General features: G+C 44.5%; 21 protein-coding genes. 11 read left to right on the forward strand and 10 right to left on the reverse strand.

Annotated elements, in window-relative coordinates:
• The first annotated feature begins 70 nt into the window (after window positions 1-70).
• Window positions 71-1039, forward strand: a complete 969-nt coding sequence (locus GFS24_RS27040; RefSeq protein ID WP_153665272.1) for a DUF1080 domain-containing protein — start codon at window positions 71-73, stop codon at window positions 1037-1039.
• A gap of 54 nt (window positions 1040-1093) precedes the next feature.
• On the opposite strand, the gene GFS24_RS27045 is transcribed toward GFS24_RS27040, so the two are convergent.
• Both GFS24_RS27045 and GFS24_RS27050 read right to left on the reverse strand, forming a co-directional pair.
• Window positions 1094-2614 (reverse strand): SulP family inorganic anion transporter, encoded by a 1521-nt coding sequence (locus GFS24_RS27045; protein WP_153665274.1) that lies wholly within the window; start codon window positions 2612-2614, stop codon window positions 1094-1096.
• 39 nt (window positions 2615-2653) lie between these two features.
• Complete coding sequence (locus tag GFS24_RS27050; protein ID WP_153665276.1) at window positions 2654-3637, reverse strand: NAD(P)-dependent oxidoreductase; 984 nt, start codon at window positions 3635-3637, stop codon at window positions 2654-2656.
• A gap of 56 nt (window positions 3638-3693) precedes the next feature.
• Between GFS24_RS27050 and GFS24_RS27055 the strand changes: the two genes are divergently transcribed.
• Window positions 3694-4239 (forward strand): Crp/Fnr family transcriptional regulator, encoded by a 546-nt coding sequence (locus tag GFS24_RS27055; RefSeq protein ID WP_153665279.1) that lies wholly within the window; start codon window positions 3694-3696, stop codon window positions 4237-4239.
• Here the strand turns inward: GFS24_RS27055 and GFS24_RS27060 are convergent.
• Together GFS24_RS27060 and GFS24_RS27065 are read right to left on the reverse strand one after the other, a co-directional pair.
• Window positions 4222-4578: a DUF488 domain-containing protein gene (locus GFS24_RS27060; RefSeq protein ID WP_153665281.1), complete on the reverse strand. Its 357-nt coding sequence runs from the start codon at window positions 4576-4578 to the stop codon at window positions 4222-4224. The two genes, GFS24_RS27055 and GFS24_RS27060, sit on opposite strands and share 18 nt — an antisense overlap.
• Window positions 4579-4584: 6 nt before the next feature.
• On the reverse strand, window positions 4585-5205 hold the full coding sequence (locus tag GFS24_RS27065) for an RNA polymerase sigma factor (RefSeq protein WP_153665283.1): 621 nt from the start codon (window positions 5203-5205) through the stop codon (window positions 4585-4587).
• A gap of 98 nt (window positions 5206-5303) precedes the next feature.
• Between GFS24_RS27065 and GFS24_RS27070 the strand changes: the two genes are divergently transcribed.
• The 7 genes from GFS24_RS27070 (at window position 5304) to GFS24_RS27100 (ending at window position 14444) form a co-directional block, all read left to right on the forward strand.
• Window positions 5304-5666: a hypothetical protein gene (locus GFS24_RS27070; RefSeq protein WP_153665285.1), complete on the forward strand. Its 363-nt coding sequence runs from the start codon at window positions 5304-5306 to the stop codon at window positions 5664-5666.
• Window positions 5667-5752: 86 nt separating this feature from the next.
• On the forward strand, window positions 5753-6346 hold the full coding sequence (locus GFS24_RS27075; RefSeq protein WP_153665287.1) for an RNA polymerase sigma factor: 594 nt from the start codon (window positions 5753-5755) through the stop codon (window positions 6344-6346).
• A gap of 70 nt (window positions 6347-6416) precedes the next feature.
• On the forward strand, window positions 6417-7529 hold the full coding sequence (locus tag GFS24_RS27080) for a FecR family protein (protein ID WP_153665289.1): 1113 nt from the start codon (window positions 6417-6419) through the stop codon (window positions 7527-7529).
• Between the two features lie 242 nt (window positions 7530-7771).
• Window positions 7772-11065, forward strand: a complete 3294-nt coding sequence (locus GFS24_RS27085; RefSeq protein WP_173003210.1) for a SusC/RagA family TonB-linked outer membrane protein — start codon at window positions 7772-7774, stop codon at window positions 11063-11065.
• An 18-nt stretch (window positions 11066-11083) separates the two neighbouring features.
• Window positions 11084-12475 (forward strand): RagB/SusD family nutrient uptake outer membrane protein, encoded by a 1392-nt coding sequence (locus GFS24_RS27090; protein ID WP_153665293.1) that lies wholly within the window; start codon window positions 11084-11086, stop codon window positions 12473-12475.
• Window positions 12476-12485: 10 nt separating this feature from the next.
• Window positions 12486-13601, forward strand: a complete 1116-nt coding sequence (locus tag GFS24_RS27095) for a TlpA disulfide reductase family protein (RefSeq protein ID WP_153665295.1) — start codon at window positions 12486-12488, stop codon at window positions 13599-13601.
• 153 nt (window positions 13602-13754) lie between these two features.
• Window positions 13755-14444, forward strand: coding sequence for a hypothetical protein (locus GFS24_RS27100; protein WP_253906607.1), 690 nt, complete (start codon window positions 13755-13757; stop codon window positions 14442-14444).
• Between the two features lie 85 nt (window positions 14445-14529).
• On the opposite strand, the gene GFS24_RS27105 is transcribed toward GFS24_RS27100, so the two are convergent.
• From GFS24_RS27105 to GFS24_RS27125, 5 genes are all read right to left on the reverse strand, one after another.
• Window positions 14530-15114, reverse strand: a complete 585-nt coding sequence (locus GFS24_RS27105) for an alkylphosphonate utilization protein (protein WP_253906609.1) — start codon at window positions 15112-15114, stop codon at window positions 14530-14532.
• A gap of 50 nt (window positions 15115-15164) precedes the next feature.
• On the reverse strand, window positions 15165-16565 hold the full coding sequence (locus tag GFS24_RS27110; protein ID WP_153665299.1) for a c-type cytochrome: 1401 nt from the start codon (window positions 16563-16565) through the stop codon (window positions 15165-15167).
• A gap of 256 nt (window positions 16566-16821) precedes the next feature.
• Complete coding sequence (locus tag GFS24_RS27115) at window positions 16822-17679, reverse strand: hypothetical protein (protein ID WP_153665302.1); 858 nt, start codon at window positions 17677-17679, stop codon at window positions 16822-16824.
• 76 nt (window positions 17680-17755) lie between these two features.
• Entirely contained in the window at window positions 17756-18481 is a 726-nt protein-coding gene (locus tag GFS24_RS27120; RefSeq protein ID WP_153665304.1) for a GNAT family N-acetyltransferase, read from the reverse strand.
• A gap of 33 nt (window positions 18482-18514) precedes the next feature.
• Window positions 18515-19336: an FRG domain-containing protein gene (locus GFS24_RS27125; protein ID WP_153665306.1), complete on the reverse strand. Its 822-nt coding sequence runs from the start codon at window positions 19334-19336 to the stop codon at window positions 18515-18517.
• Here GFS24_RS27125 and GFS24_RS27130 point away from each other — a divergent pair.
• Window positions 19319-20116 carry a HipA family kinase gene (locus tag GFS24_RS27130; protein ID WP_153665309.1) on the forward strand — a complete coding sequence of 266 codons (798 nt, stop codon included), beginning with the start codon at window positions 19319-19321 and terminating at the stop codon, window positions 20114-20116. The genes GFS24_RS27125 and GFS24_RS27130 overlap by 18 nt on opposite strands.
• The gene (locus GFS24_RS27135; RefSeq protein WP_153665311.1) at window positions 20094-20477 is read left to right on the forward strand and encodes a DUF3037 domain-containing protein; all 384 of its coding nucleotides are present in this window, start codon (window positions 20094-20096) and stop codon (window positions 20475-20477) included. Before GFS24_RS27130 ends, GFS24_RS27135 begins: the two co-directional genes overlap by 23 nt.
• On the opposite strand, the gene GFS24_RS27140 is transcribed toward GFS24_RS27135, so the two are convergent.
• Window positions 20462-22711, reverse strand: coding sequence for an excinuclease ABC subunit UvrA (locus tag GFS24_RS27140; RefSeq protein WP_153665313.1), 2250 nt, complete (start codon window positions 22709-22711; stop codon window positions 20462-20464). The genes GFS24_RS27135 and GFS24_RS27140 overlap by 16 nt on opposite strands.
• Window positions 22712-22786 lie beyond the last annotated feature (75 nt).

Below are 22786 nucleotides of genomic sequence, written 5' to 3' on the forward strand. Positions count from 1 at the left end.
TCTTCCGCAAAAATATTATCTTGTTGCTCCTTTCCGAAGGACAAAAACGATAAAAAATAAAGAGACACATATGCGTAAAGAAATCCTTGTATTGGGCATGAGTTGCTTAACTCTCCTGGGTTCAGCCGGATCAGCACTCGCAGCAGCGAGTGCTTTATCTGTTACAGCACCTGCAGATTCCAAAGACCTGATCGGACGTTGGGATCTTACAATAGATGAGAATGGAAAGCCAGCCCCTTCCTGGCTGGAAGTGAAATTATCCGGCAACCGTACTTTGGTAGGATACTTTGTAGGAGTTTCCGGCAGTGCCCGCCCTGTAGCCAAAGTAAACTTCGATAACGGCAAATTCAGCTTTGCTATCCCGCCACAATGGGAAGGTGGAAACCAGGATTTTGTGATCGAAGGTGCATTAACAGCTGGCGGCATGGAAGGAACCATCACTACCAGCGAAGGAAAAAAGTACAACTGGAAAGGTGTGAAAGCCCCTTATTTAAAAAGGACCGCAGCACCAGTTTGGGGTAAGGCGATCAGCTTATTCAATGGGAAAGATCTTACCGGCTGGAAAGCATTAGGTAAAAATCAGTGGGAAGTAAGAAGCGGTGTATTGACCAGCCCTCATTCAGGCGCTAACTTAATATCAGAGCAAACCTTCACCGATTTTAAACTCCATGTGGAATTCAGGTATCAGAAAGGCAGCAATAGCGGTGTTTATTTAAGAGGCCGTCATGAAGTGCAGATAGAAGACAGTCCAAAAGATGCACATCCATCCAGCGTATTGTTCAGTGGTGTATATGGATTCCTGGCACCCAGTGAAATTGCAGCCCTTGGCCCGGATACATGGCAGTCTTACGACATCACCCTGATCGGCCGCATGGTAACACTGGTAGTGAATGGTAAAACGGTGATCAGCAACCAGGAGATCCCTGGTATTACCGGTGGCGCATTAGATAGTAATGAAGGAGCACCAGGCCCCATTTACATTCAGGGGGATCATGGTCCGATTGAGTTTAAAAAGATAGTGATCACACCAGCTAAATAAGGTTTCCTAAATGAAGTGCCCCCAAGAGCCAGACGCTTTTGGGGGCATTTCTATTTATTCTATCGCTACCTTATAATGCGGATCTTCCAGGATGTTTACTTCTATGACAGACTCCGCATTTTTCAATAAAGTCCTGCAATCATCACTCAGGTGACGTAAATGTAATTTTTTACCTTCTCTGGCATATCTTTCCGTGAGTTTATTCAATGCTTCTATGCCAGACATATCAGCCACCCTGCTGTCTTTAAAATCAATGATCACTTCTTTAGGATCGCCGGTTACATCAAATTTCTCATGGAATGCAGTTACAGAACCAAAGAATAGCGGACCATAGATCTCATAATGTTTAACACCGTTTGCATCCACGTATTTCTTTGCCCGTATGCGTTTGGCACTTTCCCATGCAAAAACCAGAGCAGAAATGATCACACCGATTAATACGGCAAGCGCCAGGTTATGTAGGTATATGGTGATGAGTGCTACCAGCATTCCAACAAAAATATCCTGCTTAGGCATTTTATTGATGATCCTGAAACTGGCCCATTCAAACGTGCCGATCGCTACCATGATCATCACGCCTGTAAGGGCAGCAATAGGTACCAGCTCAATAACAGGGGCTCCGAATAATATGATCAGCAGGATGGTCAGCGCAGCAATGATGCCAGACAATCTGGCCCTTGCGCCCGCTGAAAGATTCACCAGCGTTTGAGCAATCATCGGGCACCCACCCATTCCGAAGAAAAAGCCATTAAAGATATTTGCACTGCCCTGTGCAATACATTCCCTGTTACTGTTTCCCCTGGTACCGGTGATCTCATCAACAAGGTTCACGGTTAATAAACCCTCCGTTAAACCAACACCGGCCATAATTAATGCATAAGGAAATATGATCTGCAGAGTTGCCAGGTTCAATGGAACAGCAGGAATATGAAAAGGAGGAAAGCCTCCGCTTACAGAGGCAATATCCTTTACCGTTTTGGTATCAATATTAAAAACAAACACCAGGGCAAAGATGACAATAATAGCTACTAATGAAGGTGGAACAGCTTTCGTGATACGTGGAAGAATGATCACAATGGCAATTGTGAGGAGTACTAACCCTGCCATGATGTATAAGGAATTCCCTGAAAGCCACCCTGACCCTGTTTTAAATTGCTCCAGCTGCGCCATAAAAATGATCACCGCCAGGCCATTTACGAATCCATACATAACCGGCTGAGGAACCAGCCGTATGAACTTCCCCAGTTTAAATAATCCAATGATGATTTGTATAAGGCCTGCCAATGCTACCGCTGCAAATACGAATTCTATACCATTGGATTTCATGAGTGCGATCAAAACAACCACGGTAGCGCCCGCGCCTCCTGATATCAGACCCGGCCTGCCACCAAAAACGGAGGCAACCAGCCCCATCATAAATGCAGCATATAATCCAACAAGTGGTGGGAGACCAGCAAGGATAGCAAAAGAAAGTGATTCCGGCATCATGGTCATGGCTACCGTCAATCCTGCAAGGATCTCGTTTTTGTAATTTACCTTTTGGCTGAAGTCGAATAAATTAAAGTAAGCCTTCATAATGCGGCCGAAGGTAATGCTTTTTGCTTGCCGCTGTTGTTACCTCACAGGATAAGGCCCTTCAGGAAAACCTTCAGCATGATATCCCTTTGCCCCGATGAGCTTTGCCATAGGGCTTCTCACACCTTCGCCGGATTGCAACCGTTGCAGGATATACCGGAAATCATACCGCGGCGCCCAGCCAAGTTCCTGCCGCGCGTTTTCATTTACATACACCCTGTCTATACCTGGGAACATCTGCCAGCCAAGCCAGGCATACACTTTCAAATAATCAGGAAATAAGCGTGCTAATACGGATGGAGCATCTGTTCGCAATGCAGTTAGGTCTCCAGGTAAAAATGGGGTAGTAGCACTGATGATATATTTCCCAAACCCGATCTGCTCTGCACGCTCCGCAGCTGCTAAATGTGCACTCACGGCATCTTCAATATCCACACGACGGGAGAGGTATTCATTGACTTTAAGGTTAGCATCCGCATAGGTTTCCCTTACATCTTTATGATCATCTTCTTCCGGAAAGAATCGTGATGTTCTGAGCACAATACAGGCAAGGCCGTGATTCCTGAAAAACAACTGGCAGAGATCTTCCGCCGCTGCTTTTGTTACACCATAAATATTTTTAGGAACAGGAGTAACCGCTTCTGTTATCCATGCCGCCGGAGATCCAAGAGGCGGCACCAGTGCATCACCAAAAACACTTGTAGTGCTGGTGAAGATAAAACGCTTCACACCCGCTGCAAGGGATTCCTCTAACAGGTTCAATGTGCCGGTGATATTTGTATCTATAAAGTCCTGCCTGCTATGTGTAGCCACATGTGGTTTGTGCAAAGTAGCTGCATGAAATACTGTTTGCACGCCCTCCATGCAACGTTTCACAAAATCACGGTTTACAATGGATCCTACATGTGTGGTGAAAGGAGAAGGAAGAATATCTAACCCCACCACTTCGTACTGTAAATTTTTCAATGTGCGGGCCAGCGCTTCGCCAAGATGCCCTGCGCTTCCGGTAACTAAAACTTTCATAAAGCAAAATTAACCCCGTTTCAGGGGATTTTTAGGACATTTGTCCCATTTAGGACATGATCAGAAAAAATCTGCAATTACTTCAGTTAATGGAAACGCTGGAAGGCAAGACCATCCAGCGAAATATCAGTGTGGGGCAGCGGCTCATTCACCAGGGGGAGTCATTGACCAATGTTTACATCATCAGATCAGGCATTGCCAAATGTTTTATTACAGAAGATAACGGAAAGGATTATATCTTGGAATTTTTGGGAGAAGGAGAAGTACTGGGTGAAATTGAAGCCATCAGGAAACAACAAACCCTCTGTTCTGTGGAAGCCGTAACACCGCTGGTGGTATATATCATGAGCAATGCGCAGTTCCTGGATCTTCTACGTACCATGCCGGATTTCAACATTGTCATACTAGAACTCCTTGCTACCCGTGTAGCCAATTCCTCCATCAAAAGCGCCCGGCAGCAATTGTATACTTTATCTGAAATATTGCCCCAGTTGCTGACCATGCTGGATGCGCAAAAGATCACTTTCACCAAACAGGATTTGGCGGAATACGTGGGCATTTCTGTGAGAAGTTTGAACAGATTATTAAAAGAGCCCGGTTAAGTATTTCTGTAAAACGATCGCATGATTATGTTCAAGGTCCTTCGTGGCAAAGATCAGGGTGATCTTCTTTTTATCTTTATGCTGTTTGATAAAATCCCCCACTGCTGCATTCTTTTTTAATTCTGCTAAGTATTTCTTCTCAAATTCCGGCCACAATGCCTCGCTATGCCTGAACCATGTCCTTAATGGGGAGGAAGGCGCCAGGTCTTTCGCCCATTCATCAACAGCTGCTTTTTCTTTTGTAAAACCACGGGGCCATAATCTGTCTATCAATATCCTGAAACCATCTTCTTTCGACGGTTCATCATAAACACGTTTTATTTTTATGACAGGTTTCATGAGTGTTTATTTAAGGTGTAAAGCAGTCATTACATTGTTTACCATCCGGTCGCAACGACTGAGATGGAAATGATAAATGTTTCCTTTTATGTAGTCCTTGAGGCTTTCCCGCAACATGGTTTTAGCTCTGTTCAGGCGTACTTTCACATTCGTTTCTTCAATGGTCAGCACTTCAGCCGTTTCCCTTACAGACATCTCTTCCATCTCCCGCAGCATAAACACGAGACGGTATTTCTCGGGCAGTTGACTCACCGCATTTTCCAGCAGGCCGCTCAGTTCCTTGTTAACCAATACATGGGCCGGTGTTATCATGTTAATGTGATTTTCGGGTAATTCTGCCGTTTCGTTAAGGCGCTTCTTTTTCAACTTAAGACATTCATTCACCATGATCCGGGTTAGCCATGTGGTAAATGCAGCCCTCTTTTCGAATTGCGCCAGATGCTCATAAGCATTGATATAAGCGCTTTGCATAGCATCTTCCGTTTCGGCATCATGATTCAGAATGGCCATGCCCGTACGGAACAGCCGTTGATTATAACGACGAATGATTTGTTCAAAGAGTCCCTTTTCCCCGGTTAATATCCGTTGGATGAGGATCTCGTCTGGTTGCGAAATGATCTTTTCCATTATTATACCTGTTAGATATCACCCTGTTGGGAAAGGTTACAAAGTTTGTAACCTTTTTTTAAAAACGGAATCCAATCAGTACAACAAAACTAATTTTTATGGCTACACTACAGCAGTTACAGAACACATTAAAACTCACTTTCGGGATCGTCCCTATCGTTGCAGGGCTGGACAAATATACCAATCTGCTCACAAATTGGGTAGATTACCTGGGAGGTATAAAAGACATATTACCCCTGGACGCATTGGTTTTTATGAAGATAGTAGGGGTGATAGAGATCGTGGCAGGTATCATTGTACTCATCCGTCCGCTGATAGGAGCTTATATAGTGATGGCATGGCTGATCTGCATTGCCTTGCAGTTAATAGCCTCAGGACATTATTTTGATGTGGCGGTACGTGACCTGGTAATGGCCGTAGGAGCATTTACGCTGGCCCAGCTTACAAGAATAAACAAATAGACTTGCTGATCTTCCCGAAAGGGAAGATCAGTTGCCTTGCACCCTACTGTATATTTTACTACTTTTAGCCCCGGGGAAATCAAGGCATGCAAGAACAAACAGACATAGAGCGGGAATGGCTGGTAAAACTCTCCAGGGGTGAAGAATCTGTTTTCCGGGAACTTTTCGACCGGTATCACCCATTCGTATATTCTTTCGCATTACGCATGACGGAATCAGACCCGATTGCCAAAGATGTAGTACAGGACGTGTTTGTGAAGATCTGGATCAACCGGGAATCCCTCCACACCATTGATAACCTGCCCGCTTACCTCAACCGCATGACCCGCAACCTCGTATTGAACGGGATGAAAAGAAAAGCCCACGAGGAAAGCCTGATCCGGGATCTGTTCCCCGCCGGCAACGAACGCAACACCACAGAAGATGCCGCCCTGGCGAAAGAGTTGGAAACCCTCCTGCACAACGCCATCAACCAACTTCCGGGCCAGCAGCAAAAAGTCTACAGGCTTAGCCGCATCAAAGGCCTCAAACATGAAGACATTGCAGAACAACTGCATATCTCCAGGGAAACCGTCAAAAAACACATGATGGCTGCGGTTCGCGGCGTAAAGGATTATCTGCAGGAACACGGTGGCACCGTTAGTTTCCTGGCTATTTGCCTCTTAAAGATGTATCGTTAAACTTTTTTTTCCTGCCCACTACCCCTCTCGCGCTTTCTGTTTGTCAATAGATCAAACAGGCCTTAATAATATGCAAAACGAAAGATGGGACTATCTGCTCGGACGTTTTTATGATAAATCCTGCACGCCGGAAGAACGGGAAGAATTAATGGAGGCCTTAAGGAATGCCATTCCCGGAGAACCGGATGATTCCCTGCTGGATGACCTGATGGCTAAACATAGCGTAGATACTAAGCTGGAAACAAAAAACGCAGAAGAGATCTACGCACTGATCAAACCCAAAACCACTATTAAAAGATATCTGCGCTGGTGGGCTGCGGCCGCTGCTGCTGTTTTGATAATAGGTGGCTATTTCCTGTTGCCGGAAAAACAATCTGCCCAAATGGCAAAAATAGACGTAGCCCCCGGCACCAATAAAGCCATCCTCACACTGGGAGACGGTTCCCAGGTAACCCTGGACAGTACCGGCCGCCAGGTATTGTTGCAGGGGAAAACCGCTATCAGCCAACAGGGTGGGGAATTGGTATACGATGCAAAAGAAGCAGAGGAACCAGTATATAATACACTCACCACTCCTAAAGGCGGTCAGTTTAAGATCACCCTGCCGGACAATTCAACCGTTTGGCTGAACGCAGCTTCCTCCATCCGCTTCCCTACTGTATTTAAAGGAAATGAAAGGATCGTGGAAGTAACCGGAGAGGCTTATTTCGAAGTAAGCCATAATGCTGAAAAGCCGTTCAATGTAAAACTTCGCGAAGGCACAGAGATAAAAGTACTCGGCACACATTTCAACGTGAATGCATACACCGATGAGGAAAGCATCCAAACCAGCCTGCTGGAGGGGAAAGTAGAAGTAGCGCAGGGAACAGAAAAAGTAACGCTGAAACCAGGCCAGCAGGCAAACGGCATCAAGGTGAAAGACATGAGCCCGATGGAGAAAACACAAGTGATAGCCTGGAAAAACGGCGTCTTCCATTTTGAACAAAAAGACTTACAGGAAGTAATGCGCGAACTGTCGCGCTGGTACAATGTAGACGTAATATATAAAGGAGTGATACCACGCAGGGTATTTGGGGGAGAATTATCCCGGAGCCTGTACCTCTCTGATATTGTAGAAGTAATGCGGGTAATGAAAGTAGACGTAAAGATAGAAGAAGGGAACAAGCTGATCGTAACACCGTAAACAACCAAAAGGAATTTTCCAGAAAAAGAACCGCCCCGGGTGCAACCGGAGCGGAATGTCGTCTGGTCAATAGAATAGAAAAAGTCTCGGGTAAGACTACTTATTAATCAACCATTCAACAGTACGAAAGTATGCAAATTAATGTGCTTTGTAAAGGCCATCCTATGCCATGGCGTATAGGACCAGAATCAACCATGGAAACGAGTGATAGCCATAGTTTCCTGACTAAAACATTGCGAATAATGCGTCTGACCGCTTTCCTTCTCATCGTTTTCTGCTTGCAGGTGTCCGCCAACAAAGGCGAGGCACAGACTGTTACCCTGTCGGGCCGCGACGTGCCATTGGCACAGGTTTTTGCGGAGATTAAAAAACAAACCGGTTACCTGGTGTTTTATGATATGGATGCAGTGAAAGCAGTTGCGCCTATTTCAGTGTCTGCTAAGAACCTTCCCCTGAAAGCCTTTCTCATAGAGGCTTTGAAAGAAAGCCGACTGGCATGGGCTATTAAAAATGGCAATGTGATCATCAGCCAGATGGACCAGCCCACAGCAGTGGCCCCGGTTCCGGTAGAAGTTACCGGAATGGTGATGGGAACAGATGGTATTTATTTGCCGGGTGCCGTTATTAAAGTAAAAGGAACGAATAATGGAACCGCCAGCGATGCCAATGGTAAATTTACCATCACTGCCAATGTAGGAGAAACACTCGTGATCACTTTCATTGGGTTTCAAACGAAAGAAGTGATCATCCCGGCCTCCAGGACTTTGCGGATCGTACTGGAACAGTATGTGAGCAAACTGGACGAAGCTGTAGTACAAGCTTATGGTACCACCTCTCAAAGAGTAAATACAGGGAACATTTTTAAAGTATCCGGCAAAGAATTGAATGAAGCACCCGTATCTGATGTGCTGTCAGCAATGGCTGGCCGGGTTCCTGGTATGGTGATCACACAAAACACCGGCGTTGCGGGTTCTGCTTTCAAAGTAAATATCCGTGGCCGTACACAGATAGATCAAACCAATGGCGCTTCAGATGAACCATTGTTTATTATTGATGGTGTACCCATGTCTACCGGTAATAATAAAGTGAGCATGGTGAGTTCTGCCATTAGTGGCAGCAGCGCTACTTTGGGCCTGAGTCCTTTTTACAGCGTAAACATGGCCGACATAGAAAGTATTGAAGTACTGAAAGATGCCGATGCCACCGCCATTTATGGAAGCCGTGGTGCAAATGGTGTGATCATGATCACTACCAGGAGAGCTAAAGCAGGTGCTACCCGTTTTAATCTCAGAGCAGAAACCGGTGGCAGCCGTGTGAAATTACCTGACCTCTTGAGTACAAAGGATTATGTGGCCATGCGGAATGAAGCATTCAGGAATGATAACAAGGCAATGACCACTGCCAATGCATATGATCTGTTGCTCTGGGATACCACGCGTGATAATAATCTCGCCAAACAATTGATCGGTGGTACAGCTAGTATGACAAATATCCAGGCATCATTATCCGGAGGAAACAATCTTGTGCAGTTCCTTGTAGGCGGAGGATATTTCAAAGAAACAGATGTATATCCGGGAACATTCCCCAACTCAAAGGCTTCCGCTAATTTCAATATCACTTCCCGCTCTGCAGACCAGAAGTTTACCGCTATTTTCAGTGGTAATTTCACTTCTGCTCTTAATACTTCTACTTCCACAGACCTGTCCGGTAAACTGAACCTTCCGCCGAATTTTCAGATTTATGATTCACTGGGTGGTTTCTTGTGGAATGAAAAAGGAGTTGCCTCAGATAACCCGCTTGCCTATACTTTAAATAAGTATTCAGCAAAAACAGATAACCTGAATGCAAGTGTCAACCTGTCCTATAATATCCTGAAAGGATTATACATCAGAAGTAATATTGGTTATAACCAGGTATCAGTGGAGGAATTGGCCATCACGCCTAAAACGTCGCTGAATCCTAATACAGCAGACCCTACCGGCTCTGCCAGGTTCGGCAACAATAATTTCAAAAGCTGGATCGTAGAGCCGCAGATCGATTATAACACATACATCGGTAAAGGATCATTGAATGTATTGGGTGGCGCAACCTATCAAAGCCAACGTAATAATGGATATAGCTTCGGGATCAGAGGTTATACAAGTGATGAATTCCTTGGATCACTCGTAGGTATTCCGGCTACCGGGTTCATCAACCCCGCCACTATCCTCAATGAATATAAATACCAGGCATTCTTTGGCCGGGTTACGTATAATTACAACAATAAGTACCTCGTAAATTTTTCCGGAAGAAGAGATGGTTCCAGCCGTTTTGGACCTGATTTCCGCTTCTCCAACTTTGGTGCGGTAGGTGCTGCATGGCTCTTCACCAATGAAGAATTCATGAAAGCATATCCTGCCATCAGCTTTGGTAAATTGAGAGGTAGCTATGGCATAACAGGAAATGACAAGATCGGTGAATATAAATATATCGATTCTTATACCTCTAATGCTTTCTATCCTACTTACAAAGATTCTGCGGCCCTTACACCCACCAGTCTGTTTAAACCAGACCTGCACTGGGAAAAGAATTTAAAGCTGGAAGTTGCGCTGGAATTAGGTTTCCTGCAGGATCGTATCCTCTTCACCGCAGCATGGTACCGTAACCATTCCAGTGATCCGCTGGTAGATTATCCTTTGCCTCTCACTACCGGTTTCAGCAGTATCACAGCTAACCTTCAAGGTGTGTTATTGGAAAACAGCGGTTGGGAATTTACACTGAATACCACTAACATTAAAAGCAAAGATTTCAACTGGACCACCAACTTTAACCTCTCAGTTCCGAAGAATAAATTACTGCGCTTCCCCAATCTGAGCCAGACGAGTTATGCGTCCAGATTTATTATCGGACAACCACTCAACCTCGTTTTCATTGGTAAAAACCTCGGTGTAGATCCTCAAACAGGATTATATAACGTAGAAGATGAAGACAAGAACGGTACCTTCTCGGCAACGGCGGCAGGCGATCTGCAACCACTCTTTAATACAGACCCGAAATTTTTCGGAGGTATGCAGAATAACTTTAGTTATAAAGGTTTTCAGCTGGGAGTTTTCCTGCAATTCAGCAGCCAGATGGGTAGGAATTGGCTGGCTTCTCTCGCTTCTGCTGGTTTCACCCCTATACCTGTTGGAGGTTTGCAGAATGTGCCCTACATAGCGCTGAATCGCTGGCAAAAACCGGGTGACGTAACACCTTACCAGAAATTTACAACGAACAATTCAATCCCTGCGAATAGTTTATCCGGATGGTCTGCTGCGGGTTCCTCCGATGTGACCTATTCAGACAATTCCTATTTGAGAGTAAAGACAGTATCCCTATCCTACGATCTTCCCAACAATTGGTTGAAAAAGATCAAAATGAACAGTGTGCGGGTATATGCGCATGCGCAGAACCTGTTCACTTTCGCTAAGACCAAGGATAGCGATCCGGAAACCACCTTCATGTTCAAGCTGCCGCCATTACGTACTATCACTGCCGGTATACAAGTGAATATCTAAATTGATCAATTGAAAGAAATGAAACGATATAAAATATTAATTGCAGGAACGCTTATGCTAATGGTTGCTGCGGCCTGTAACAAATTTGTGGAGGTACCTTTACCCATCACCCAACTGAACACAGCTGCTGTATTTGCAGATGACCAGAAGGCGAACACTGCTATACGTGGTATTTATGCCAGTACACAGTACTCTTTGGGAACAGGACCTTTTTCCGGAGGTCTGACCACCAATCTTGGCGTAGCATCTGATGAATTCGTGAAACTTACCTATGGAGCAGATGAACAACAATTCTTCGAATTCAAACTGGCCAATACTAACGGAGTTGTTAGTGGTACGCTATGGGGCCCGATGTACAACATCATTTACCAGGCAAATGTTTTACTGGAGAATGTAGAAAAGTCTCCGGGAGTTACCCCCAGAACAAAAGATCAATTATTGGGGGAAGGCCGCTTCCTCAGAGCATTGAACTATTTCTACCTGGTGAATTGTTTTGACTCCGTACCCTTGTTGCTTACATCGGATTATCGGGTCAATGCATTAGCACCAAGGTCGTCACCTGAAAAAGTATGGGCGCAGATAGAAGAAGATCTTTTATTTGCACAGGAAAAAACAGGCGAAGCTTATATGAAGGAGGGTGTTAGGATCCGAGCCAACAAATGGACGGCCACCGCTTTGCTGGCAAGAATGTATCTATACAGAAAGAACTGGGCAGAAGCAGAAAAACAAGCCAGCGCAGTAATCAACACAGGCGCATATAAACTGGATTCCCTGAATGGTATCTCCTTACTCGCTTCTCCCGAAGCGATCTGGCAGATTGCCGGTGCTGGTGCAAACCTCTATACTTATGAGGCCAGTAAGTTAGCCAGTAACGCTACGCCCACTACCAATATGCCATTCCGTTTAAGCCCCTCACTGCTGGCCGCTTTTGAACCTGGTGATCAACGTAGGGTCAAATGGACAAGGACCGGAACTGATGGATTTCCCGGATGTTTTAAATACAAAATATACAGCAACACACAGGTAGGTGCAAAAGCAGAAGGTAGTTTCATGTTCCGCCTCGCAGAACAATATCTCATCCGCGCAGAAGCCAGAGCACAACAGGACAAACTCACAGATGCCATTGCAGATGTCGATTCCATCCGTTACCGTGCCGGTTTGCCATTGATCAAAAACACCAACCCGGGTATCAGTAAAGCAGATCTGCTGCAAGCCATCTACAAAGAGCGCTTTACAGAGTTGTTTGGTGAACTGGGCCATCGCTGGTTTGACATCAAACGTACCGGACAGGCAGATGCTATCTATAGCGCACACAAAACAGGCTGGAATGCCACCAACCTGATACTGCCCATCCCACTCTCCGAAAGACAAAGGAATCCAAATCTCAGTCAAAACCCCGGTTACGAATAAACACTGAAAAATGAAGCACATCCTCATCATATTACTCCTGTTACCACTGCTGAGCCTTGGCCAGGAAAAGGAATACCACCTGAAAGGGCATATGCGTAACTGGAAAGGACAAGACTCCATTGCAGTTATTTATATAAAGAATAATGCGCTGGTGATTGATACGATCATTGCTACAGATGGCCGTTTCGAAATAAAAGGGAAATTGGAACAGCCGGTAAGTACAGGCCTTCGTTCCATGAAGCCCATGAAAAGGAACGAGATCGCCGATAATATAAGATTCTATCTTGAACCCGGCGTCCTGCTCCTTGAAGGAACAGATTCCCTGCGCTACAGTCAGCTAAAAACGCACGAGGTAAATGCAGATCACAAAAAACTCGAAAGCGCCACAAAACCTTTCCTGGATCGTTTAATGGAATTACGGAGAACAGCGATGGCCACTCCAAAGGAAAAACAGCAAACACCTGCATTCAAAGAGTTGGAAGCAGAATATAAGGCGCTGCAGGATTCCATGAAACAAACACAGATCCGTTTCGTAAAAGCAAATCCAAAGTCATTCATCTCTTTGGAAGCCATCACGCAACTGGCAGGAGCAACCATGAATTATTCCGTAACCGCTCCCTTGTTTGAATCACTGGACCCTTCACTGAAGCAACTGCCTTTAGGAAAAGACCTCGATGCCAAACTAACAATAGCGAAGAAAACGAAGATCGGCACTGTAATGCCTTCCTTTACTTCACTGGATACCGCCCGTAATGAACTGCATTTAAATGATGTGGTAAGTAAAGGCAAAGTAACATTGGTAGATTTCTGGGCCAGCTGGTGTGCTCCCTGCCGTGCAGAAAATCCAAACGTTGTAAAAGCTTTCAACTCCTTCCACCCGAAAGGTTTTGAGATCATCAGTGTATCACTGGATGATAATGCACAACGCTGGAAAGACGCGATCGTAAAAGACGGTATGCCATGGTATCATGTATCCGGCCTAAAGAAATGGCAGGAGCCGGTAGCGGTATTTTTCGGCATCAGCGCAGTGCCGGATAATTTCCTGCTGGATGCAAAGGGAAGGGTAGTAGCACGAGGCCTCAAAGGAGAAGCTTTATATAAGAAGATAGAAGAGATGACCCGCTAAGTTATATTTAATATGGAAACCGCTGGTCCCCCGGGGCCGGCGGTTTTTTTATGTAGGAAAGTATTCATCCCCCCAATGTTGTACATTACGCTATCGTTAATCTGATAAATGGGCCGGGTATTTCTTATCATATTGGTTTTTATTCTCCTCACCATGCTATCCCAGATAGGTGGGCTGGTATATCTGTTAGCCATTTGCATCCCGGTGAAACGCATTTCCCAATTTTTCATTTTCCTGGTATTGTATGCCATTACCAGTTATGGTATAGTTCCCATGATTGCCAGAGAAACAGGCCGCGTGCAGGTAAGATCTACTTTCATTTCCACCATCCTCAACAGAAACTATGTACGTCCTGATTTGAAAGCGGTAATTGTAGATATGGAAAACGTAAATTGTTTAGATGCCAATTTCCCTTTCATCAACGGCTTCCCCTTATTCCCTCATTTGAGTCATAATGATGGATATAAGCTGGACATCGCTTTCCGGTATATTGATAAACGCACGAACAAAGAAACAGATCAGATACCTTCCTGGAATGGTTACGGCATTTATGAGGAACCATTGCCGCATGAAGTGAATATGCCGGCAGAATGTGAAAGGAAGGGAAGATGGCAGTATAGTCTCCTTCACTACATCACACCACAAAGCAGCAGAGAGAATTATAAATTGGACCTCGCAGGAACGAAAGCACTCATCCTAAAACTGGTTGCAAATCCTTCCGTAAAAAAGATCTTCCTGGAACCGCATCTAAAAAGCAGAATGGCAATAGAGAGCGACAAGATCCGTTATCAGGGATGCAAAGCCGTGCGGCATGATGATCACATTCATGTTGAAATTCAGTAATGATTATTGCCCCCTTATAAAATGTAATAAATTAAAAGCGGCTGTTTCAATTGTTATGAAGCAGCCGCTTTTATTTAATAAAATATTATCCCTGTTTCCTCACATACTTCGTAAGAATAACGATTAACTGCCCCTCTATCTTTCCTTCGATCTGTTCTGTATTTTCTTCCACTAATTTGATATTCTTCACCACAGTACCCATCTTAGCATTGAGCGTAGAACCCTTTACATCCAGGGATTTCGTGAGCACAACCGTATCACCTGTTTGCAACTGGTTACCATTAGCATCTTTATGCAGATCAACCGTTCCGTCATTATCCTGATCCCCGGTGGCTTTAGCCCATTCCAGATTTTCATCTGTGAGGTACAACATATCCAGGTTCTCCATGGCCCAGCTTTCATGCTGAAGGCGGTTCAGCATCCGCCAGGACATAACCTGTACCCCGGGTACTTCATTCCACATAGATTCCGCTAAACACTTCCAGTGATCACTGTCCAGATCTTCTTTCTTGTCTATTTGCGCGAGGCATTTAGCACAGATCAGGATACTGTTATCAGGAGTGCTGCGGGATTGTGGTGGTACTTCATATGTTTTTAAAGCCGTTTCGCTTTGGCAGAGCTCACATTTGTTACCACTTCTTTCCTTAAGTTGATCATCCAGTTTCATCATATTGCTTTATAAAATGTGCGCTAAGGTAACATTTTTTTGCGGGAGGGTTTTTATTTGGAAGTGTCGCAACTACAGAGGCTATCCAGTCTGGACAATACATACGTTGTATCAGATATAATTGTCTCCCCTTCCTCTTTTGGTTTGCTGGCAGGTACCGATTGTTGAATTGTTTTAATGAATTGCAACACTTCTTTCTTAGTAGCTGGCTTCATATCCATTGTCAAAGATTGCTTCCTGGATGTGGTGAATTTTTTAACGCCAAAGGATAGTTTTTGAGGATCTGTGCCCTTGCTGGCAATAACATATGCTGTGATGCCTTCCGGCAGTAACATATCATATCCTGATTCATTGAATCCATAAGTTTTACCATCACTATACAGCCCTCCTTGCAGATAGATCTTATAATAAGGAATAACAAGAGAAAGAGATACCGATTCATCCAGCTGACCAGTTATATGAACATCCAGCTCGCTTAGTACACAATTGGCAGATTTAAGGATGAGCTGATCAATATTATACCATCCAAAAGTTTGGATCGATGCCTCATAGAAAGGCTGTTTTTTTATTTCAGGAAAACCAGCAACTTCAAATACTGTTGAATTTTCACGCATAGGTGTAGCAGTAGGGCGATTCCGGCAATCATCACATTCAGAAGTAGCCAGGTGAGGCGGCACCACATCCCATTTCTTTTTCCCTTCACGGTCTATATAATGATAGATGGCTTCCAGTTCTTTATCCGTCAGTGTCGGAAAAGGATTCATCGCCAGTTTATTGAAAGACTTGAAGATGCAGCAGGCGTAACTATCACCGGATGCCACAACAGCCGCATTATTTCTCGTATAGCGATATACTGCCGCAGTATCATGTTTCCAGCGTTGCATCGTTCCATATAATGCAGGGCCTATTGTCTTACGATCAATAGCGTGGCAGGGCGTACAACTGGACATAAATATTTTTTGCCCCACTGCTATGTCAACCGTATTAGGCTTCATAGGTATAGGCTGCGGGGATACCCAGTTAATACCATCCCCTTCTTCCTTCCCGTTGAATAACATCATGTTATCCATCTTATCATCAGTAGGTATCTTTATCTGAACGGGTTTGAGTATGTCCACTTTTGCACTTCGGGAAGGGTTGATATAGATCATGCCACCACTTCTCAATGGTTGTCCGTTGCTTTCAGTATGAAGTGCTGCCAGCAACATATCCTCAATCGTAACAGCCTCTTTTATTTCCAGTTTTACCTGCGTTTCGCCCTCTGCCTTTAGTGCATTGGCTGGAATAATAAGCAAAGTACCGCCCGCCAGTTGCAGCGTGGTATCTTCTAACGTGTTGATCTGCACGAATTGAGAAGGAAGGTCTGATGGACCAAAAATAGAAGGAACAGGAGCAGAAGTATTACAGCTTCCAAAAAGTAGCAGGATAATACAGGCGCGTAAAAAATGATTCATGGTAATAGGTGTTATTCATAATGACAAGATGAAGATATAACACTATTCCATAAACGGGAATGATACCCATCAGGTGCAGATAATGATATAGATCATGATATTTTTGATCATGGAACGATCCTTTGAGATCATTGGTAAAATATTGGGATTTTCAGTTTAACCCTCCTGCTAAGAAATGAATTAAGCCCTACCTGATATTCCTTGACATAGGCTCGACATAGTAAATGCAAAGCTCTACAATAGCTCTAAGGTTGTTTTACCTTTCTATCCGCGCATATTCCTGTACCCTCCTGTTCAGTGTAAAACTGAAATCTTCCGTGCCCACCAGCAGGTTACCTGCAGGATCAGTAAAGAACAGGATATTATCCCCGGCTTTCACAAAATACAGGGTATAGGTATCGTTGGGGGAAGGGTTCACTTTATAGATGATCCTGCCGTCTTTTCCGGCCTTAACTTCCCACGTGCCCCTGGCCATGGTTTCTTTTTTATACTTCATGCCGCCTTTGAGGTAATAAGTGGGTTTGCCGTTATCGTCTGTATAAAAGATGAAGTACCATTTTAGTTTGTAACACGTTTCAAGCCTTCCCATGCCTACCGCATCAGATAAAGGGTTACAAGGTGTTCTGCCTTCATACACTGTTGCATTTTTGAGCGGCGTTTGTTTGGTGGGATAGTTGAACAGGTCCATCGGTTGGCTCCTGATATTATTTAAAGCATAGCTGAAACCACCGTTCCCTGAGAGCAACTGGTCCTTTGCATCCGCAAAATGCACCAGGTTGGTATTGATCTCAAGTACATTCGCTTTTTTACCATTGTTCAGCAGGTAATAATGAATACCCTCTTTTTTGGACGAACCACCCTTAATGGCGATCCTCTTTTCATCCATAAATCCATTGGTATTGGGCTTGCAAATACCGTACTGGCATTCAAGATCATAATCCGTAAAACGGAGCACCAGTTTCCACCGGATAAAATCAATGGAATCCGTTAAAGAGATGCCCAGGAATTCCCGGATGCTGCGATCAGCTGGGGTACTGCCAATGTAAGTACGTTCTTTGGCGGCTGCAGAGGAGCCCAGCAGTATCAGTATGCAAAGTGTGTAAATGGTCTTCATATCCCTTTTTTTACTAAACATCCTGTTATTAAGCGTTGTACACAAATGATTTACACCATGTGCAGAATTTCCTTGATCAAAGGGCTATCGTACCTTTTACCCTGTATCCGCATACTTTAAAACCAGCTTTCAGCAAAGTAGCCTGAGAGTGATGGTTGTTGATATTACACCGGGCAGCAGGTATTCTTCCCAGGAGATAAGCTTCTTTTTTTAATTCCTGTACGATGAAGCTGCCAAATCCCTGTTGGCGATATGGTTCTTTTACATGCATGTAAATATCTATATAGGGCATGTTGTAACTCCATACAAAACCTCCGCTGGCCACAATCTCTCCATTCTTTTCCAGCACGTGGCTGCTATCATCTTCCCCCATCTCATCCGTATCTTTCGTTTTACGAAAGATCACATCAGGTAAAGAAAGCGTACTCGTATAATGGTCTTCAAATAAAATGGCCTCTGCATGGATGTTAGTGCCATAAGCATACAACATGGCCAATAACAAGGGGTCATTGGTTTGGCTTTCAATTAAAGCAGCACCGCAGGCTGTATGGAATTTGGGGAAGATAAGATGTGCGAATTTCCTGAAAGGCGGAATGATATAGAATTCAAAGATCGCCACCTGGTCCTTTCCCCAAATGGAGCCATAACCGATCTCCATATCGTTTATCGTAAACTGATAAGTATCCGCCCAGCCAAAATCATGAAACTTGTTACAAACGAATTGAAAATTACTTTCATGCAGGAACAGCACACGGAGTGGCTGAATGGTTTCGAGGCTGCATTTGGTTACTTTAAATTCCATATATAAATATACGGACTAGTAACAAAAGCCTCTTTATTTAATAGAATTGGCCACCTGGTATTTCCAATTGAGGTGTTTGCATAATCCTTCGAGACCAGGATAAATAGTCCTGCTGTTTGTTCCAAGCCTGGACAGTCTTTTAATAAGCAGTGGCTTTAATGCATGTGGAATTATCACCTTGGTGATGAGATCTTTCATATCCACATCCTTTTCTAAAGGAATAAATTCCTGTTCGTCCTTACAATAATAGTGGGCAGTAAACCATCCATCCTGGGCAATAACCAATTCATTATTCAGGATGGGCTTATAGATACGGGTTTTGTTGTTCTTAAATGGAGATTTCCTTTGATCAACATCTAAACTTCTGTCAGTATCTATTATATAAACACAGGCGTCATTTATACCACAAGGCTGGCATGCAAACCATAAAGCAGTGAGGGGATTGCTTGTCCAGTCAAGAAGCCTGGTCAATAACCCTTTATGTTGGGCCAGTACAAGCCATTCCCATTTTGTATCTATTTTGCAATTCAGAAGTAATTTGGAACGGCGATGAAGATCTTTCAGCATCTCTTTTTCCATCCGGGTAGTGTTTTCTTTAGGATCTTTACGGGCAATAGAAGGAAGTAACGGCCAGTCGCACATTTGCCCTCTAAACAGGACGATCTCATTTTTCTTATCAACAATTGTTTCCACCAGTGAGAGGTAGTGAACTAAAGAAGTAATGGTAATTATTGTCATAACTATGGCTTGGAGGGTTGTTAAAATAATAGAGTGTTTTTGGTCATCTATAGGGTGAATCGCCCCGGCATGGATTTTTTCATTAATTTCACCCCCCAAATGACCCATCAGCCACATACACCCAGAACCGTTAATGTGACCCGTTACGTCACACCGCTCCGCGAAGGTGGTTCACTGCCTGCTATTGCAGAAGCTGATGATGGCTTTTTGTATGTACTCAAATTCCGCGGCGCAGGCCAGGGAATTAAAGCCCTCATTGCTGAATTGATCGGAGGAGAGATAGCCCGCCTGCTGGGCCTCAAAGTACCAGAACTTGTTTTCGCCAACTTGGATGCTGCATTTGGCCGCACAGAACCGGATGAAGAGATTCAGGACCTGAACAAAGCAAGCGTAGGGCTTAATTTAGCATTACATTATCTCTCCGGTGCTATCACATTTGATCCAACTGCATCCACTGTAGATGCCGCATTGGCTTCAAAGATCGTATGGCTGGATTGTTTTCTCATGAATGTAGACCGCACACCCAGGAATACAAATATGCTGATGTGGAACAGGGAACTGTGGCTGATAGATCACGGCGCTGCTTTATATTTTCATCACTCCTGGTCTAACTGGGAAGAACAGTCCAAACGCCCTTTTGTGCAGGTGAAAGATCATGTGTTGTTACCATGGGCTACAGAATTGGAAACAGCAGATGCAGCTTGTAAAGCTATTTTAACGGAAGAACGCATCAACGAAATAGTAGCATTAATTCCGGACGAATGGCTGGCTGCCAATGAAATGGTAGCTTCCGTAGCAGAAGGCCGAAACGTATACGCACAGTTCCTGCAATCCCGTATTGCATCCTCCGAAATATTTGTAAAAGAAGCACAACATGCAAGAACAGCACTTATTTGAGTACGCCGTTATCAGGATCGTACCGAGAGTGGAAAGAGAAGAGTTCCTCAATGTCGGTGTGATCCTTTTCTGCAAGAAGTTAAACTTTTTGCAGGCGATGTTTGCTTTGAATGAAGATAGGCTCCGCGCGTTTTGCAGCCAGATAGATATAACCGAAGTGAAAGAATATATACAAGCCTTTGAAAATATCAGCAAAGGCGGAAAGGATGCAGGGCCCATTGGTAAATTAGACCCCGCTTCCCGTTTCCGCTGGCTCACTGCCACACGCAGCACTATTATTCAATCGTCTAAAATCCATCCCGGATTCTGTAAAGATCCGCTGGAAACGCTTACTCGTTTACATACTCAGTTGGTACTCTGAGAAAGGCGAAGATATTTCCCTGTCAGTGAACCGGAAGCCTGCAAAAGGTCCACGGGTGTTCCTTCAAAAATGATCTTACCTCCCTTGTGACCACCTTCCGGTCCAATGTCTATGATCCAGTCTGCATTACGGATCACATCCAGGTTATGCTCTATCACGATCACCGTGTTACCGCTATCCACCAGCCTGTTCATGATCATCAGCAAATGTTCAATGTCAGACATATGCAGCCCCGTAGTGGGTTCATCCATCACATACAAACTTCCTTTCTTATGCAGTTCACTGGCCAGTTTCAACCGTTGACATTCCCCACCGGATAAAGTACTGAGTGGCTGCCCCAGTGTTAAGTAATCAAGTCCTACATCATGAATGGCCTGTAATCGTGCCTGAAGATCTTTCTTCTGAAAGTAAGTAAGTGTTTCTTCGATCGTCATTTCCAATACTTCACTGATAGATTTCCCGTTCAGTTTATATTGCAGTACTTCTTCCTGAAAACGTTTACCACCACACACCTCACAGGGTGTAGTGATCGTTTCCATAAAAGCAAGGTCCGTTACGATCACACCAAGCCCATTACAATTTTTGCAGGCCCCTTTGGAATTATAACTGAATAGGGAAGGACTCACTTTATTAGCCGTACCAAACAATTGACGGATCGTATCCATGATCCCTGTATAAGTACCTGCATTGGAACGCACATTTGCACTCACTGCAGATTGATCTATCACAATGGCTTCCGGATGTTGTTGAAGGAACAGCTCATTGATGAGTGTACTTTTTCCCGATCCCGCCACACCAGTTACCACAGTCAATATGCCTGAAGGAATATCCACCGCCACATCTTTCAGATTATGCAATGAACTCTTTGAGATGGGGATCTTTCCTTTCGGAGAACGGAACGTTGATTTGATAGGCAATGCGTGTTTAAGATATCGCCCGGTTAAAGTATCCGCCTGCAAAAGGCCTTCATAATTTCCTTCATATACAATATGCCCTCCATGGGAGCCTGCTTCCGGCCCTACATCCACAATATGATCTGCAATTTTGATCACATCAGGATCATGTTCTACTACGATCACTGTATTGCCTTTATCCCGCAACTGTTGTAAGAGATCATTGAGCCGGTGTACATCCCGGGGATGTAAACCCACACTCGGTTCATCAAAGATGTATAACATATCAGTAAGACTGCTGCTCAGATGCCTTACCATTTTAACCCGTTGAGATTCTCCACCGGAAAGTGTTGTTGTTTCCCTATCGAGGCTTACATAATCAAGCCCTATATCCACCAACGCCTGTAATCTTTCCTGTAATCCTATTACAATGGGAGTAACGCTGGGATCACTGATAGCAGCAATCACTTTGATCAGTTCATCCACCTGCATCGCCGTTATGTCTGCAATATTATAACCATCAATGGTACAGGCTAAGATCGTTGGATTATACCGTGAGCCATCACAGGCTGTACAGGCAACCGTGGTCATAAAGGGTTCTACTCTTTTACGGGTGGTATCCGCCATGGCGCCATCTTTTTTGATGTACAGCCGGTCGAATTTATCGATCAGCCCTTCATACGTCATCGATATTTCGCCGAGATCCACCTTCGCCGGTTCGCCATAGAGCAGCTTTTGCCATTCTTCCGGTGTGTAATCATTCAGAGGTTTGTCGTTGTCGAAGTAACCGGAAAGCGCATATACTTTCCAGTACCAGGTGCCCACTGAAAAAGCGGGAAAGGTGATGGCGCCTTCGTTGAGGGATTTTGTTTTGTCCAGGAAGAGTTTGAGGTTCAGTCCTATTTTTCTGCCAATCCCCTGGCATTCCGGACACATGCCGCCGGGGTCATTAAAAGAGAAAATGTGCGCGGGACCTGTAGCTGGTTGTCCCGTTCTGGAAAACAATACCCGCAGTAAAGGATTGATGTCAGTAATGGTTCCCAGGGTGGAACGGGAATTGCCGCCCAGTCTTTTTTGATCCACTACAATGGCTGTAGAGAGATGTTTAATATCATCTACCGCAGGCCGGCTGTACTTGGGAAGAAAAGTACGAATGAAGGCCGTGAAGGTTTCATACAGTTGCCGCTGCGCTTCATTGGCAATGGTATCAAAAACGATGGAGGATTTACCGGAGCCTGAAACACCGGTGAAAATAGTGATCTGTTGCTTAGGAATGCGCAGAGACACATTTTTCAGGTTGTTTTCCCTGGCGCCTTCAATGATGATGTGGTTTGAATGCATAGGTCAAAGTTGCGGAAAGATGCAGCCTGCCCGGCTATCCGAAACGGATTTTAAACCCTGCGAAAAGGATTAAAA

It is taken from the genome of Chitinophaga sp. SYP-B3965 (genome assembly GCF_009647655.1).
GTDB lineage: Bacteria > Bacteroidota > Bacteroidia > Chitinophagales > Chitinophagaceae > Chitinophaga.

Excerpts from the sequence above, each read along its gene's own strand:
- GFS24_RS27040 (WP_153665272.1), top strand. The coding sequence starts at position 71 with ATGCGTAAAGAAATCCTTGTATTGGGCATGAGTTGCTTAACTCTCCTG.
- GFS24_RS27115 (WP_153665302.1), bottom strand. The coding sequence starts at position 17,679 with ATGAAGACCATTTACACACTTTGCATACTGATACTGCTGGGCTCCTCT.
- GFS24_RS27060 (WP_153665281.1), bottom strand. The coding sequence starts at position 4,578 with ATGAAACCTGTCATAAAAATAAAACGTGTTTATGATGAACCGTCGAAA.
- GFS24_RS27095 (WP_153665295.1), top strand. The coding sequence starts at position 12,486 with ATGAAGCACATCCTCATCATATTACTCCTGTTACCACTGCTGAGCCTT.
- GFS24_RS27050 (WP_153665276.1), bottom strand. The coding sequence starts at position 3,637 with ATGAAAGTTTTAGTTACCGGAAGCGCAGGGCATCTTGGCGAAGCGCTG.
- GFS24_RS27075 (WP_153665287.1), top strand. The coding sequence starts at position 5,753 with ATGCAAGAACAAACAGACATAGAGCGGGAATGGCTGGTAAAACTCTCC.
- GFS24_RS27135 (WP_153665311.1), top strand. The coding sequence starts at position 20,094 with ATGCAAGAACAGCACTTATTTGAGTACGCCGTTATCAGGATCGTACCG.
- GFS24_RS27110 (WP_153665299.1), bottom strand. The coding sequence starts at position 16,565 with ATGAATCATTTTTTACGCGCCTGTATTATCCTGCTACTTTTTGGAAGC.
- GFS24_RS27125 (WP_153665306.1), bottom strand. The coding sequence starts at position 19,336 with ATGTGGCTGATGGGTCATTTGGGGGGTGAAATTAATGAAAAAATCCAT.
- GFS24_RS27100 (WP_253906607.1), top strand. The coding sequence starts at position 13,755 with ATGCTATCCCAGATAGGTGGGCTGGTATATCTGTTAGCCATTTGCATC.
- GFS24_RS27085 (WP_173003210.1), top strand. The coding sequence starts at position 7,772 with ATGCGTCTGACCGCTTTCCTTCTCATCGTTTTCTGCTTGCAGGTGTCC.
- GFS24_RS27070 (WP_153665285.1), top strand. The coding sequence starts at position 5,304 with ATGGCTACACTACAGCAGTTACAGAACACATTAAAACTCACTTTCGGG.
- GFS24_RS27140 (WP_153665313.1), bottom strand. The coding sequence starts at position 22,711 with ATGCATTCAAACCACATCATCATTGAAGGCGCCAGGGAAAACAACCTG.
- GFS24_RS27130 (WP_153665309.1), top strand. The coding sequence starts at position 19,319 with ATGACCCATCAGCCACATACACCCAGAACCGTTAATGTGACCCGTTAC.
- GFS24_RS27045 (WP_153665274.1), bottom strand. The coding sequence starts at position 2,614 with ATGAAGGCTTACTTTAATTTATTCGACTTCAGCCAAAAGGTAAATTAC.
- GFS24_RS27120 (WP_153665304.1), bottom strand. The coding sequence starts at position 18,481 with ATGGAATTTAAAGTAACCAAATGCAGCCTCGAAACCATTCAGCCACTC.
- GFS24_RS27065 (WP_153665283.1), bottom strand. The coding sequence starts at position 5,205 with ATGGAAAAGATCATTTCGCAACCAGACGAGATCCTCATCCAACGGATA.
- GFS24_RS27080 (WP_153665289.1), top strand. The coding sequence starts at position 6,417 with ATGCAAAACGAAAGATGGGACTATCTGCTCGGACGTTTTTATGATAAA.
- GFS24_RS27090 (WP_153665293.1), top strand. The coding sequence starts at position 11,084 with ATGAAACGATATAAAATATTAATTGCAGGAACGCTTATGCTAATGGTT.
- GFS24_RS27055 (WP_153665279.1), top strand. The coding sequence starts at position 3,694 with ATGATCAGAAAAAATCTGCAATTACTTCAGTTAATGGAAACGCTGGAA.
- GFS24_RS27105 (WP_253906609.1), bottom strand. The coding sequence starts at position 15,114 with ATGATGAAACTGGATGATCAACTTAAGGAAAGAAGTGGTAACAAATGT.